Origin of the sequence: uncultured Microbulbifer sp. (genome assembly GCF_913055755.1) — a bacterium.
Taxonomy (GTDB): domain Bacteria; phylum Pseudomonadota; class Gammaproteobacteria; order Pseudomonadales; family Cellvibrionaceae; genus Microbulbifer.
Genome location: NZ_CAJXKH010000016.1, coordinates 14,121 through 28,993, shown reverse-complemented (window position 1 = coordinate 28,993; position 14,873 = coordinate 14,121). Strand labels below are relative to the sequence as shown.

The following is a 14,873-nucleotide window of genomic DNA, read 5'->3' as shown; positions in this document are numbered from 1 at the left end:
AGGATTGACGACATAAAAAACGGCAGCGGTTAATGCTCTCGGCAACCGCCGCCGCTTGTGGCAATACATGCGTCCGCCGTCAGGCTACAACCCGGTCCCGCAATACCAGTGTGCCGGCATCACCGTCCAGTTCCGCCATGGCCCCTACCGGCACCACAGTCTGATCTTCGATATGACCGAACATCAGCCCCCGCACTACCGGCACACCCAGCCCGGCACAGCGCTCGCGCAATACATGCTCAATACTGAAGGTATTCCCGTCAACGCTCGCCTCGGTAAATTTCCCGAATGCGATGCCGGCCACCTTCTGCAGGTGGCCGGCAAGCCACATCTGCGTCAGCATCCGGTCCACCCGGTAGGGCGCCTCCCCCACGTCCTCCAGAAACAGGATCTTGTCCCGATAATCCGGCTCATAAGGGGTACCGATCAGGTTGGCCATCAGGGTGAGGTTACCGCCGATCAGGCGCCCGCGCGCGCGGCCGCCGGTAAAGCGGGTGATCCGGTTTTCCCTCTCAACCCGCCCGGGCGCGCCTTCAAAGGGCGGCGGCGTGCCCAGTGGCACCGGGCGTTCTCCGTGCACCAGCACCTTGGAGTATTCCGCGTAGGTGTAGTCGGTAAAGTTCTGCGCTGCTATGGGTCCGTGGAAGGTCATCACCCCGCTGCGGCAGTAAATGGCGTTGAGCAGTGCGGTGATATCGCTGTAGCCCAGAAGTACCTTCGGGTTGCGGCGGATATTGTCGTAATCCAGCAGCGGCAGGATACGCGGAGTGCCGTAACCACCGCGCAGACAGAACACCGCATCTACTTCGGGATCCGCAAACATGGCATTGAAATCCTGCGCCCGCGCAGCATCCGGTCCCGCCAGGTACTGGGTGCGCTGATACAGGTTCTGCCCTTCCTTCACCCGGAACCCGAGGGATTTCACTACATCTTTGGCGAAGTGAATGTCTTCGTCTTCCCAGACATTGCTCGCAGGGGTCACCAGTCCCACGGTCATGCCTTTTTCGAGGCGCTTGGGCCGCAACAGCTCACCGCTACCGGCGGTGCTGAAATCCGCATATTTGCGTGAATCGGATGCGGTAGCAGCCTTGGCAGAGGCGCCCAACGCCCCCAGAAGCGGGGCCGCAAGCATGGACTTGATCAGATTGCGCCGGTGCATGGATGACTCCTTGAATTCTATTGGATGGCGATCGCAGGCATTTTTTCCTGAGGGCTAGTGGCACCGTCACCACCCGCCGTTTCAGTGTGTTCCGCGAGCTTGATAAAGCGCAGGTCCTGAAAATCGTAACTGAAATCGGTACCGCGGGATTTGGGTTGCAGGGTCAGCAGAATTTCTCCCGCCTCGCCGCGATCGGCCACCATCCAGGCATCCGCATTCAGGCTGCGATCATCCCAGTGCAGCGCCCACACACCCTCGCTCGCCTTGATCAGTTCGCCGCGCAATCGCGGCGATTTAAGCGCGCGCCAGCGCAGGCCCTGTTCAGTGCGTTGAATGCGGATATCCCCAAACCAGGGGTCGCGATAGCCCCCCTCCAGCTCCGAGTCGCCAACGGCTGCAAGCCCCACCGGCGGCTCCAGCTGTTCCGGCTCTACAGCTTCTGCGGGCGCTCCGTAAAGGTCCTGGAAATACGCCAGCCAGTCGCGCTCCGGTGCCCCCAGGAAGGGTTTGAGCAGGCCGTAAATCAGTGCCTGCCGTGCGGCACCGGCACTGCGATTCATCAGTACCACCAGCGCCAGCTCCTCTTCCGGAACCACTGCGGCCCAGGCATACATTCCCGAAAGCGAGCCGGTGTGGTGTATTACCCGCTTGCCATGCATATCCTGTACCCGCCAGCCAAGGGCATAGGCGTAAAAGTGGCCGCCATCCCGCTCTGCGCGCTGGGCTGAAAACGGCATCAGCGTTTCCGGCGTCCACAGGCGGTCGCGGGTGGTTTCGCTCAACAGCTGTACACCGTTCGGTGTTTCCCCTCCCGCCATCAGTGTGCGCAACCAAGTCAGCATATCTCCGGCGCTGCAGTGCATACCGCCCGCAGCCGCCAGTACAATGGGCTCGTGCCCCGCCAAGTTGGGGGTATCCACTACCAGCCCTTCGCTCTCGAGGCGGTGCGGGTCGGCAAGGTTATTCCGTGCGGTTTCCGGCACCGGCCCTGCATAGCAGTTTTCCAGCCCCGCCTTCGCCAGTAGCCGCTGCTGTACAAATTCTTCGTAGCTTTGGCCGGAAACCGCGGCGATCAGCTCACCGGCGACAATATAAAGAAGGTTGTCGTAGGCGTAATCCGCACGAAAGCTACCGGTAACGGGAAGGTAGGCCAGCCCCGCCAGTACATCGTCGCGGTTGTACTGGTTGGGCTGCGGCCAGAGCATCAGGTCACCGGCACCGGGGCCGAGACCGGAGCGGTGGGTCAACAGATCCACCACGCGAAATTCCCGGGTGATCCACTGATCCCCGAGGCGGAATTGCGGCAGATAGTCCACCACCCGGCCGTCCCACTCGAGCTTGCCCTCTTCCACCAGCAGGCCGAGCGCAGCGGTGGTAAATGCTTTGGTGGTAGACGCCAACTTGAACAGCGTCTCTTCGTTCACCGGCTGGGGGCGCTCTACATTCGTTACCCCGAAGCCCCGCACCAGCAGCGGCTCCCCACGATACCAGATACCTACCGCAGCGCCGGGTACCTGTTCCTCGAGCAACACCCGCTCTACATAGGACTCCGCACTATCTGTATCCAGAGGCGGCTGTTGGCAACCCACCAGACACAGCGCGGCGGCTGAACACAGAGCGGTGACTAACTGACGCATATTGGCAATCCCGCTTTTTTATTGGTTAAAGGAGTTTCCCCGGACAATTGCGGGGTTGACGCGATGTGCGCATCAGAATAATTTATCAAGCATGGATTTTTAAGTAAATAATAAAATATTCCCATCGATTCTCTGCGAATTCGATTCAGAATGGAGTCTCCCATGCGCTGCGCAGCACTTCGCCACCCCCTGTTTAACGCACTCGCCATGGCCACCGTACTGGCCTCCCCCGCATTCGCCGCGGAGCTGGATGAAATTCGCACACTGATAGACAAGGGGCAGTACCAGGTCGCCAAAGCCCAGATAGGACAACCGGTGAGAGAAAGCGGTACACACAAGCCAACATCGGGCTCAGAGCACGCAAACATGCAAGATAACGCCGCAGTCACCAGCCACCGGGATGCGCTCGCATTTGAAGCCGAGCGCATGCGTCGGATCGAAATGGAATTCAACCTGAAACCGGAAGAGCTGCTGCCATCCATCCAGCGCTACATCCCGGACGCCACCGATACAGATATCGCGCGCTGGGACAGGGAAGGCCTGCTGGAATATAAAACTATCAATGGCGAGCGCCGTTACTTTCGCAAGACCGCCTACAACCTGGTGCATATTTCCGAAGAAGCCGCGGCCCGTACCGCAGACTACCGCCGGTTTACCGACAAGGCGCCGCTGTACCAGCGCCATCCGCACCACAGTGCCGTGATCAACGGGGACACCCCGGTGAAACAGGGTATCCAGATTGAATACGCACTCACGGTGGATGCCGACGCGGTACCCGAGGGGGAAACGGTGCGCGCCTGGCTGCCCTTCCCAAAGGAGGTGCCCGCACGCCAGGAGAACATCCAGCTGATCAGCAGCGAGCCCCAGTCCCACCAACTGGCCGCGGCAGAGCACCCGCAGCGCACCATCTACCTTGAAAAAACCGCAAAAAAAGGGGTGCCCACGGAATTCAGGGTCAGCTACCGCTTCGACAGCCTCAGCAGCTATACCCGCATTGACGCCGAGGCCATTGAACCGCTGGACTCCCGCGCACTGGAACCCTATCTGGCAGAGCGCCTGCCGCACATCGAGTTTTCCCCGCAAATGCGCTCACTGTCCGCGCGCATAGTGGGCGACGAAAAAAATCCTTACCGTATCGCGCAAAAGCTGTTTGCCCATGTGGATGAAATCCCCTGGGCCGGCGCGCGGGAATACTCCACCATCCGCAATATCAGCCGCTATGCCGCCGAAGCCGGACACGCGGATTGTGGCCAGCAGACACTGCTATTGATTACCCTGATGCGGATGAATGGCATCCCTGCCCGCTGGCAATCGGGCTGGGAGTTCTCGCCCGAGGGCTTCGACACCATGCACGACTGGGGAGAGTTTTATCTGGCACCCTACGGCTGGATGCCGATGGATGTGACCCACGGTCTGTTAAATAGCGAAAACGCGCAGGAGCGCTGGTTCTACCTCGGCGGCATCGACAGTTACCGGCTGATTTTCAACAGCGACTACAGCAGGGAGTTCAGCCCCGCCAAGCACCATTTCCGCTCGGAAACCGTAGACTCTCAGCGGGGGGAAGTGGAATGGCGCGGCGGCAACCTGTACTTCGATCAGTGGGACTACAGCATGAACTGGCAGCTGCTGGACCCCGCGCCGGCCAAACAGTGAATCAGCCGTTGCTCTCCAGCAAGCCGCTGATCAGGCCCTCGATCACGTGCAACTGGGCAGAGCGGAACAGCAGGCGCTGCAGGGCCTCGTCGTCCTCCGAGGGCACCACGTAAAGCCGGATATCAGAGTGGATACTGGCTGCGTTGTAGTTGTAGCGGGTAAGACTCAGCACCCTGACCCCGTGCTCACGGGCGCGGTTGGCGACATCCACTAGCGCCTCTTCACCACCGAAATCACACAGGATGCACAGCAGGTCCTCATCCCGCAGGGACTCGGAGATGCGGCGCTGTAACTGCCCACCTTCATCGAATACCGCCCAACAGCCCAGCTCCAGCAGCTGATGGGTCAGGTAGCGCGCTACGGATACGGAACCCGGGCAGGCGGAAATCTGGATACAGCGCGCGGAGCGAATCGCTTCAACCGCGGCACTGAACTGCTCAGACTCATTGATATTGACGGTGTTTTCCAACACCTCCAGTTTTTTCTGGCCCAGGGCACTGAGCGGACTGTCGGACTGGGCGAAATGCCTGGCCTGCTCCTCATCTTTGGACAGGCCAGCACCGGCATAGGATTCATATACGGCCAGCTTGAGACTGGGGTAGCCCCGGTATCCAAGTTTCTGGGAGAACTTCACCACACTGGATTGACTCACGCCCACCGCATCCGCCAGCTGCGAAGATGAGTAGTCCCGCAGCAGCTGGGTATTGTCGAGAATGAAGTCCGCAAGCTTGCGTTCGTTCACCGACATCTGGTCGCGCATCGCGCGCATTTTTAAAAGACAGGTCATGGGGTGCCGTTTCGCACTGCAGTTACCGGCAGTTATGCCAGTAATTGCAGGCCCTCTATATGCTCGATGCCCAGGCCGGGCGTTTCATTCAGAATGATATCCGCATCCTTATAGGTCGCGCCACCGACCACAGGGTCAAAATTGCACAGGGACGGAACATCCAGGTCGAGTTTGGACACCACCGGCGCCTTGGCCGCGGCCATGTGTGCCGCGGCGGAAACCCCGATACTGGTTTCCAGCATACAGCCCACCATACACTCCACATCGTAAAGGCCGGCCAGGTCGGCGATTTTCAGCGCGTTGGAAATACCACCGGTCTTCATCAACTTGATATTGATGATGTCTGCCGCGCGGCGCTGGATGATATCCATCACCTCATGGGGCCCGAAAATACTTTCATCGGCCATGATCGGGGTTTTTACCCGCTCGGAGATGTAGTGCATGCCCTCCAGGTTGTTAGCCTTGACCGGTTGCTCTACCAGCTCCAGCAACACCCCCGCGTCTTCCAGGCCACGGATAGCCAGTACCGCCTGCTTCGGGCTCCAGCCCTGATTGGCGTCGAGACGCAGCAGGGCGCGGCCTTTCACCGCGGCGTAGACCGCCTTGATACGCTCGATATCCAGGCCGATGTCCTTGCCCACTTTCAGCTTCAGGATTTCAAACCCGCGCTCCACCGCACTTTCCGCATCCGCCACCATCTTGTCGATATAGTCCACGCTGATGGTGATATCGGTGGTCAGGCTGCTCTCACCGCCGCCCAGAATACGGTACAGGGGGGTTTTGTAGCTCTGCGCAAACAGGTCGTAGAGCGCAATCTCCACCGCCGCCTTGGCGCTGGTGTTGTTGATCATCGCCCCCTGGATCTGCCTGGTGAGACGGTTGAGGTCCGCCACACTCTGGCCGAGCAGCAGCGGCGTGAATACCGTGCGCACCGCCTCGATTACCGAGCCGTGGGTATCCCCGGTAATCACCGCCGTGGCCGGCGCATTGCCATATCCGATATGCCCGGTGTCCGTTTCCAGCATGACAACCACATCTTCCACGGCGTCCACCGTGCGCAGCGCGGTTTTGAAGGGAGTCACCAGGGGGACTCGCAACATGCCCAGTTTTACGTCGACTATTTTCATTGCAGTACCGGTCAGATAATGGTTTTTATTGCGTAAATCGCCTCGACGAAGCTCTTCTCCCGGGAGAGATGCAGCGGCGTCAATGGCGTGACCGAAACACCGGATAAGGTGCCCCGATAAAAATGTGATTCGTCGCCGGCGGCTCCGGCGTTTTCGGTGTAATAGCTCAATCCGGTCACGTCGTGGATAACGAAAGGCTCACCGTCGACCTCTCCCAGGTACATCATCACATGGCCGGGGATGTAGATAAGGTCACCTACCGATAGTTCCGCCAGCGCCGCTTCGCGAGCCGTCTGGTCACCCTCGGCAAAGCGTTTGGTGGGAGCATATTCGCCCTTGCCCTGCTGGCCGGAATTGCGCGGCATCAGCAGGCCGAAGGATTTGTACACCTCGCCCACAAAGCCGGTGCAGTCGCGACCGTTGTAATCGTGCCCCCAGCCGTAACGCTCGCCGAGAAATTTGAATGCCTGCTGCAGCACGAGCGAAGGGCGATAGCTCAGATGGCCAACGGTAACATCCTGTCCGCGCCCCACCAGCGTCGGCTCAAACTCCAGTGCACCGCTGTCGCTGCGTACCGGCAACGAGACAATATAACTGGCGTGGGGGTTCTGGCCGTGAACATTGTGCCCCACCTCCGCTGCACTCAGCAGCGGCAGAGAAACACCCATATCCAGCAGTACCTGTGAAGTGCGGGCTTCCTCGGGATTGAAATTCGTGCGCACCTGGGCACCGGTGACGGTCAGGCGGGGCGACCGGTTGAACCACTGATTGATTTGTTCACGCTCGCCGATGGCAACCGCGCTCTTCGGCAGCCAGGCCGCGTAGTGATAGTTCACCGCGAACCACCACTGACCGTCGGCGCTCTCGTGCAGAATTGCCAAGCGCTGACCGGGAAATACGCCGGTTTCCTGGAATCGGTCCAGGTCCCGGTCTTCGACACTCTTCAGCACTCGGGCATGGGTTGGGTAACTGCGCATGCTTGCGCGCGCAACAACAACGCCCCAGCGAACCGGGACCAGCTCCGGTACCCGATCACGCTGAACCGCCTCATCAAATTCCGCATAATCGGAGGCGACGACGTCATTTCCATCAGCAAAAAAACGGGGGCTGGAAGCCGGCCTGCTTACCTTGTCTATCAGCGCAACAACCTGATCTCCCGACATCTCCTGCGGAAAATCATCGATTCGATAAAGGTTGGGATCATCCGCGAGACTGGCAGAATTAAAGTCGCGGATTTGTTGAGCGGACATCCGCTCACTGTCGTCGCGCAAGCGTTGCTGCCAAAATCCAGGCTGCAACATCGCTTCCGTGATTCCGGGAACATCGCTGACGTATTCAAATGCGCCCGCAGGTGAAGCGGACGTACCCTTCTCCGCCTGCCTCTCTGTTGCATCGCAGGCAACAAGAGACAGTATTGCAGCGAAAGAAGCTGCATAAGCGATGACCAGTTTTTTAACACGCATAACGGTCGACCTAATTAACGCTGCCCAGATAAAAAATTCCGTTCAATCACAGATTGTAACGCAACCTGTTACATCCAGGAATAAATTATTCACAAAAAATTTTAAAAAAAATAATTATTCATCAATGCGTTCAATGCACTTTCCCATGTTCTCTTTACAAAAAAGCCCCGGCAAAGCCGGGGCAATTTGCAAGCTCAACAAAAGAGTTCTACAAGAAACTCCTCGCGAATCAGAAGTCCATACCTACGGACAACTGCAGGCGACGGGGGTCGTAGTGACTACGCGGCTCACCGAAGGCGTAGTAGCCCACTTCCGGATCGATGTTGTAGCCGGTCTGGCGATCAAACACGTTGAACAGGTCCGCGCGGAATTTCAGAGTGTAATCGGCGTACACATTGAAGTTCTGCGTGTAGTTCAGGTCCATCTGCCAGTGGCTATCGGTGCGACGGCTACCTGCCGGCTCAGCGTAGCGGTTGGTGGAGCTGGAGTAGCCGTAGATGCTGCCATCCCACGCCTCCCAGGGCTCACCGGACTGGTACACGAAATACGCACCAACGTTGGCCTTCCAGTCCAGAGTGTACTGGCCGAAGAATTTAAACAGGTTCGGCTTGTCACCGCGAAGCGTGCCGTCCTTGTAATCCCAAACCTGACGACCCTTGCCATCTGCGAGATAGGATGAACCAATGAATGTATTGGCATCATTTGTCCAGGTGGTGTTGTCCTGGTCAAAGTTACCCCGGTAACGGCTGCGAGTGTAGGACGCATTCAGGTAAGTGCGCTCACCCACCCAGGAAGCTTCCAGGCTGAATTCCAGATACTTTGTGTAAGCATCGTCCAGTTCGGCGATTACATAAGTTGAACCACTGCCGATCTGGTCGAGCTTCTCATCAAGATCCGGGATGTAGTCGCCTTTCGCTGCAATTTCATCCGGGACACAGAACTGGTCATTTTCACCGTAGCACCCGTAAGCCCGCGAACCGTTCCAGGTGTCTTCCCAGAAGTGAGAGCCTTCACGGTAGCGAACATGGGAGCGCAGGCTGATACCGTTGTCGAATTCCTTGGTGGTACCCACGGTCAGCTCGTCAACGCGACGGGGATCCAGGTCGTCGGCAAACAATTTGCCGGAAGAACCTTCACGAGGCGCGGAACTGATGAAGTTACCATCTTCATCCCAATAGACTTCCAGCGTGGCCTGGCTATTGCGATCCCAGGAGGCCGCTCGAGCCAGCGAGGAAGCAGCCGGGTTGTACTGGGCGAAGCTGGCGAACACAGTGCCGCTCTCGTTGTAGGACCAGGTTACACCCAGGCGCGGCTGGATCATGTCTTTCCAGTCAACCTTGTACATTTCGTACTTGTTGCCCGGATCCCCTTCATAACCGGACAGCGTGTCGGCTTCGCGCAGGCCCTGGCCATACAGGGTGTCCTGGCTGATCAGGAAACCCACATCAAAGATGAAGTCACCCCAGGCGATGGAATCGTTGATCTCGAAGTTCTGTGATTCGGTGTAGGAGTTGATCGGCGGAACCCTTGTGCCATCTGCGCTGACAAGGCTCATCTGTTCGGTATAGGCACGGAATCGTGCATTCTCCGGCGCGTCGGCATCCGCAACGCCATCGATCACACTGATGGAGCCCCAACCATTCGAGGTGCGAGCCAGCTCTTCGTGGCCTTCAGACCACTGGTAACCCACGTGAATCTCGTGGGAGGTTGAGCCGATTTCCAGAGTGTGGTCCAGAGCCAGATCGAAACTTTTGCGGTAGAAATTCTGGATGTTGGACTGGTAATAGCCACCAACACCACCACCGCCAGTCAATGTTCCGTTCTCGTCGTACCCGTACAGGTTGACGTAAGGCTGGACGATGGTATTCCAAGCGGGGTCGTCAGTACTCAAGTCCGGCACATTGAAGTAGCCCATCTGATCCAGATTGGCGAGATCCAACGCCTGACCGACAGCCGGCTGCACACCCAGCATGCTGTCGGGGACACCGGCAGTCTCGTTAGCATAATCACTGTACTGGAAGGTCACTGTGGTGTCGTCGTTGATCAGCCAGGAGCCATCCAGAGTCAGGATGTCCATACCGGCCTCTTCACCCACGGAGACGGAGTCTGCCTCGTCAAAACTGATTGACGCGCCCTCATTGACACGATCAGAGGTGCGATAAGCAGCATTCACGAGCACGCTTTCGATCGGAGCCCAGGTCAGCTTGCCGTAGTACTCGTCGCGCTCGCTGGAATAATCCTTGGTTGGGCCGTAGGCGGTTTCCTTATTGTCCCGACTCGAACGCGGTCCGTAATACGAACCATAGAAAAACAGCTGGTCCTCAATAATCGGACCACCCATATTGGCGGTCATCCAGCTGTAATCGGTTTCAGCCTTGGTGCCCGCTTTGGTTCTTTCCCGCATATCAGCAGTCTGGAACTTGTATTCCACACTGCCCTTGTATTCATTGGTACCGGACTTGGTCTTGGTGTTGACCTTGATACCACCGGAGCGGTTAAAGCCGATCGCCCGCGCGCCACCGCGCTCGACAGAGAACTGCTCCACGTCCTGGCTGGAAGGCTCGGCGGAGAGCGTACCGAACATCGGCAGAGTGACGTTCACACCGTCAAACATGTATACGTTGTCCTGACCGCTACCACCGGCACTGGGACCACGAACCGAGTTTTGCGTGTACTGGACGCCGGGTGCGAGCTTCATCAGGTCACGCAGGTCCTGGCCGATCGGCAGCGACTCGATCACATCTCCGCCAATGGCGTTGGACAGGGACGCGTTGCCCCCCGCGGTGACAACCTGACCGGTGACAACCACCTCCTCAACTCCTTCGGCAACTTCCGGAGCCATCATCACCGAAACGCTGGAACGCTGATCCAGCAGTACCTTGGTGGTGACCGTGCGGGTAAGACCGTCTTCGGTAGTCAGGGTCAGTGTATATGTACCGGGAATCAGCGCCGGCAATTTGAATTCGCCGTCCGCATCGGTTTCCACCGTACGGCTTTTCGGCATTACCGGGCTCGAGGCGGTAATGGTCACACCGGCCGCTTCAACCTGCTCGTCGAGGTAGACAGTACCCTCGATGCTTCCCGACTGCTGGGCTGCAACGGAAACTGAGAACAGTACACCAGCCACTGCCGCAGCCGAGCGTGAAAGTGTTGTTGAGGTCGTACTCTGGAACAAAGAGCTCAACTTCGTCTTCTGGAACATGGATGGCCTCCCAGGCTTTTATTGTGTTTATCCCCTAAGGGGAAATTTGGACTCGTCACCAAAATTCCCATCAGCGCCTAATACAATGGTTATTTTTGTTCTTCAGTCGATCTAGTAAACGACCCGACTGATAAAATATACGCATCTATATCAGCCGCATGGAATAAGATATTCCTGAGTTCATTCTGCTGAAAAAATTCCTGAAGTGCGAGAAGAAAATCATAAAAAATTCAAGAAATAATTCCCACAATGGGCAAATTGTCACAAATGTCACACCGATGACGCCAGACTCATCCTTGCAGGTCAAAAATTAAACAGCGCGATGAGTGACGGACGAATAGCTGGAATAATGGGGCATCAGACCCGCTGGCACAAAAAGCTTCCCTGCGCCTGCCATCCCCCACCCCGCCTAAAAAATTCCCAAACGCCTGGAAATCAAGAATAATTTATTTGTACAATCTCAAGGGAAAGTGTCCTCTGATCGGACATCGGACAGAAGCTGCTGCTGTATTGCAGAAATAAAAAAGGCAGCGGAACTCAACAACGGCCAAGGCGCGGCAAAGGCCGAACACCTGACTCGGCGGAAGGATGCCTATGATTCCCCCCAAACTCCTCACCAGTGTCTCCCCGATACTATTCCTGGCCGCACTGGGCCTATCCGGCTGCGCCAGCAGCGGCATGAATCACCAGAGTGATGCTTATGACATCGAAGTAGTGCCATCCAAAAATGCCAGCGAGCGCGTGCGCTTTCTGGTGTTGCACTTTACCGCCATCGATTTTGGGACATCCCTGAGGGTTTTGACCCAGCCCAGCTCGTCACCGGTGAGCTCCCATTACCTGGTACCGGAGAATAATGATCCCAGCTATCCCCACGATGACCTGCGGGTGTACCAGCTGGTGGATGAATATCGCCGTGCCTGGCACGCGGGCAGGAGCGCCTGGGAAGATCGCAGCCAGCTGAATGACCACTCCATCGGAATCGAAATCGTCAATACAGCCCACTGTGAGCCGCCCCCCGAGTCCTCCCCCGGTGCGGAACCGGAGGCCGTGTGTTTTTTCCCGGAGTTTGATCCCGAACAGATTGACCTGGTCATTGCGCTGTCCAGAGATATTCTCGCGCGCTATCCGGATATCACCCCCACCCGGGTTATCGGCCACGGCGATATTATCCCGCACTATAAAATCGATCCCGGCCCCAAATTCCCCTGGCAAAAGCTGGCGGAAGCAGGCATCGGCGCCTGGTACGATGACGCCACCGTCGAGCGCCACCTGGAATACCTGGATGGCAATACCACCAGCGATGCGGACAGTGTGCGCAGGCGTTTCGCCCAGTGGCTTGCAGATTACGGTTACGGCATAGACCCCGAAACCGCCAGCGAGGAAGAAATCAGCCTCTATACCCGGGCCTTTCAATTCCATTTCCGGCCGTGGAAAGCAGATGGTGAGGTGGACAATCAGACGCGAGCGATTTTACTCGCGCTGCTGGAAAAATATTTTCCGCAAAAGCTGAGCCGCTACCCCAGCATTCAACAGCAGGACGTGGTCGGGCGCGATTGATATCGCACCCGACAATCAACACACAGCGGTAAAAAAACAGTTAACTACAAGCTATCCGGCCAAGTAGTGCCTGGTCACTTGCTTCCAGCAATCGTTGCACCAGTTGCGCCCACGGGCGCAACCGTGACCGGGAGTTGCCCCTGCGGTAACTCCCGACTGACTAGAGCTTCCGCGAGCGCCCGATACACGGGGCCGTGCATCTGGTTATCGGCATCGATAAATGCCTTGTAATCGTAACTGGCCAGCCGCATGTCCGCGAACTCTGTAAAGCGCGCCGCTTCATAGGGGGAACGCATACTGACGAATACAGTTTTTCCTCCGCGCTGACGAACTGTCAGCATACTGTCCCGGTAGACGTCGTAGAGTTCCGCTACTGACAGGCTGCGCAATGGTTTACGCGGCCGCTCAAGATCTTCCGCACCTCCAAGTTCCACCGCGCTCTCCGCCGGCACAATACTCGCCACTACCAGTGCCTCCGCAGGTCGTCGCGCGACGGTTTCACTGGCAGTCGCCGGATCCAGCACTTCAATTTCAGCAGCGGTCACGGCCGACAAGGCCACCTTGAACGCCTCCCCCACCGCGAGATTGGGCGCCAACACCTGCACATGTTTGGTACCGACATCGATCACTGGCAATTTCGCCGTATCGGGACGGGACACCGCGGTAAGGGCGGCGGTGGCAAGTTCGCGGGCGAGGGTTCTATGGGCCGGTGTTGCCAGCAGGCTTTGCGCACTGGCGACTGCAGATTCCTGGTCCTGCTGCACCCATGCCGGGTCGACGAATTCCTGCTTGAGCTTCAATACTCGCCGTACCGAGGCATCCAGCAATTCGGAAGACAGTTCGCCGCTGGCCACGGCGTTCTCAACCCGGTCGATAATCTCGTCCACGCGGTATAAATCTTCCGGGTAGCGAATTTTTACCGGCATCAGCGCGATATCCGCACCGGCGGCAAAGGTTTTCACCACCGCATCGGCCGCGGAAAAATAATCGCTGATACCTGCCATATCCATCGCATCCGTTACGATCACGCCCTGATATCCCATCTGTTCCCGCAGCAGCTCGGTCAATATCTTGTGGGACAGGGTCGCGGGCACCAGTACCTGCTCACCCGAGCGGGAGCGCAGAGTGGTGTTGTCGAGGGCGGGATACTGGATATGGGCGGTCATGGTCAGTGCCGGCTGCGACTGCTCGATGACCCGGGCGAAAGGCAGCAAATCTATCGCATTAGCCTTGTCCAGGGTGCGTTCTACCCGCGGCAAGCCGGTATGGCTGTCCACGCTGGTATCTCCGTGCCCCGGGAAATGTTTTACCGTGGCAGCGATACCCTGGCGCTGGAACGCGGCCACGCTGGCAGCACCAAGGTCCGCCACAATCTCGGGGGTTTCGGCGTAGGAGCGCACGTTGATTACGGGGTTTTCCGGGTTGCTGTTCACGTCGAGAGTCGGCGCAAAATTGACGTTGAAGCCGAGCACCCGCAGCTGGTCCGCCATCACCTCGGCGGTGGCCGCAGCAAAGTGCTCACCGTGATGAGGATAGGTGGCACCAATCGCCATATTGCCAGCAAAGGCTGCTGCCTCCGCTCGCGGCAGGCGGTTGACACGACCGCCCTCCTGGTCGATACCGATCAGCAACGGTGTGCGTGATGCGGATTTGGCGGCCGCCTCCTGCAGGGACCGGTTCAGCCCCACTATCTGGGCGCTGTCTTGCAGATTGTCCGCGAACAGGATGATGCCGCCCACACCGGTTCGCCGGATCATTTCCCCCAGTGCCGGGAGCAGGCTGGTCACGGGCTGGTCGCAGTGTGGCGAGTGCGGGGTTCCCTCCGCTGATTGTGCCCCGTCGGCGCAATAGAAGCGGATATCCAGCATGATTTTCTGGGCAATTTTTTCCCGCAGGCTCAACGGGGTTCCGCTTGCAACAGTATCGCTCTCCTCGCGAGTTTCACGGGAATTATCGGAGCAGGCGGTGGACAAAGTAAGGGCAAGTGCAGAAAAAGTAACCAGCACCGGGCGCAGCAGGATCTTCATACAGGTCGATATTCCATTAACCATTATTCTTCAGGCCAGAATAATTTATTCCAGTCCGGACAGGCAAGCTCCGGCTATACGCGGTGACGATTCACCCCGGTCAGTTCTGCAATCAGCCTAGTCCGCAACCACGGCCTTTTGCATTGGCAAGGCAGGCCAGGCTTCCGGCTCCGGTATGCAATACTTGTCTCAGCCCAGCTTGTCTCGGCCCGTGTCCCAAGCATGGCACGTCTATTACTAAATACGCATTTAGCGTTACGG

9 protein-coding genes are annotated in these 14,873 nt (G+C 57.8%); 2 read left to right on the top strand and 7 right to left on the bottom strand.

Annotated elements, in window-relative coordinates:
• Nucleotides 1–79: 79 nt before the first annotated feature.
• Both QZ511_RS04900 and QZ511_RS04895 read right to left on the bottom strand, forming a co-directional pair.
• A complete protein-coding gene (locus QZ511_RS04900) occupies nucleotides 80–1,159 on the bottom strand; it encodes an LD-carboxypeptidase (RefSeq protein WP_295799816.1) in 1,080 nt (359 codons plus the stop codon).
• Nucleotides 1,160–1,176: 17 nt separating this feature from the next.
• Entirely contained in the window at nucleotides 1,177–2,796 is a 1,620-nt protein-coding gene (locus QZ511_RS04895) for a serine hydrolase (protein ID WP_295799814.1), read from the bottom strand.
• A gap of 162 nt (nucleotides 2,797–2,958) precedes the next feature.
• Here QZ511_RS04895 and QZ511_RS04890 point away from each other — a divergent pair, with 162 nt between their 5' ends.
• Nucleotides 2,959–4,449 carry a transglutaminase-like domain-containing protein gene (locus tag QZ511_RS04890; protein WP_295799812.1) on the top strand — a complete coding sequence of 497 codons (1,491 nt, stop codon included), beginning with the start codon at nucleotides 2,959–2,961 and terminating at the stop codon, nucleotides 4,447–4,449.
• 1 nt (nucleotide 4,450) lies between these two features.
• Here the strand turns inward: QZ511_RS04890 and QZ511_RS04885 are convergent, their stop codons facing one another.
• The 4 genes from QZ511_RS04885 to QZ511_RS04870 form a co-directional block, all read right to left on the bottom strand.
• Complete coding sequence (locus tag QZ511_RS04885) at nucleotides 4,451–5,236, bottom strand: MurR/RpiR family transcriptional regulator (RefSeq protein ID WP_295799808.1); 786 nt, start codon at nucleotides 5,234–5,236, stop codon at nucleotides 4,451–4,453.
• A gap of 32 nt (nucleotides 5,237–5,268) precedes the next feature.
• Nucleotides 5,269–6,363 (bottom strand): dipeptide epimerase, encoded by a 1,095-nt coding sequence (locus tag QZ511_RS04880; protein ID WP_295799805.1) that lies wholly within the window; start codon nucleotides 6,361–6,363, stop codon nucleotides 5,269–5,271.
• 11 nt (nucleotides 6,364–6,374) lie between these two features.
• A complete protein-coding gene (locus QZ511_RS04875) occupies nucleotides 6,375–7,613 on the bottom strand; it encodes an SH3 domain-containing protein (RefSeq protein WP_295799801.1) in 1,239 nt (412 codons plus the stop codon).
• A 442-nt stretch (nucleotides 7,614–8,055) separates the two neighbouring features.
• Nucleotides 8,056–10,953 carry a carboxypeptidase regulatory-like domain-containing protein gene (locus QZ511_RS04870; RefSeq protein ID WP_295799798.1) on the bottom strand — a complete coding sequence of 966 codons (2,898 nt, stop codon included), beginning with the start codon at nucleotides 10,951–10,953 and terminating at the stop codon, nucleotides 8,056–8,058.
• Nucleotides 10,954–11,622: 669 nt separating this feature from the next.
• Here QZ511_RS04870 and QZ511_RS04865 point away from each other — a divergent pair.
• Nucleotides 11,623–12,585 carry an N-acetylmuramoyl-L-alanine amidase gene (locus QZ511_RS04865; RefSeq protein WP_295799793.1) on the top strand — a complete coding sequence of 321 codons (963 nt, stop codon included), beginning with the start codon at nucleotides 11,623–11,625 and terminating at the stop codon, nucleotides 12,583–12,585.
• A 74-nt stretch (nucleotides 12,586–12,659) separates the two neighbouring features.
• Here the strand turns inward: QZ511_RS04865 and QZ511_RS04860 are convergent, their stop codons facing one another.
• Entirely contained in the window at nucleotides 12,660–14,612 is a 1,953-nt protein-coding gene (locus tag QZ511_RS04860; RefSeq protein WP_295799790.1) for a glycoside hydrolase family 3 protein, read from the bottom strand.
• Nucleotides 14,613–14,873 lie beyond the last annotated feature (261 nt).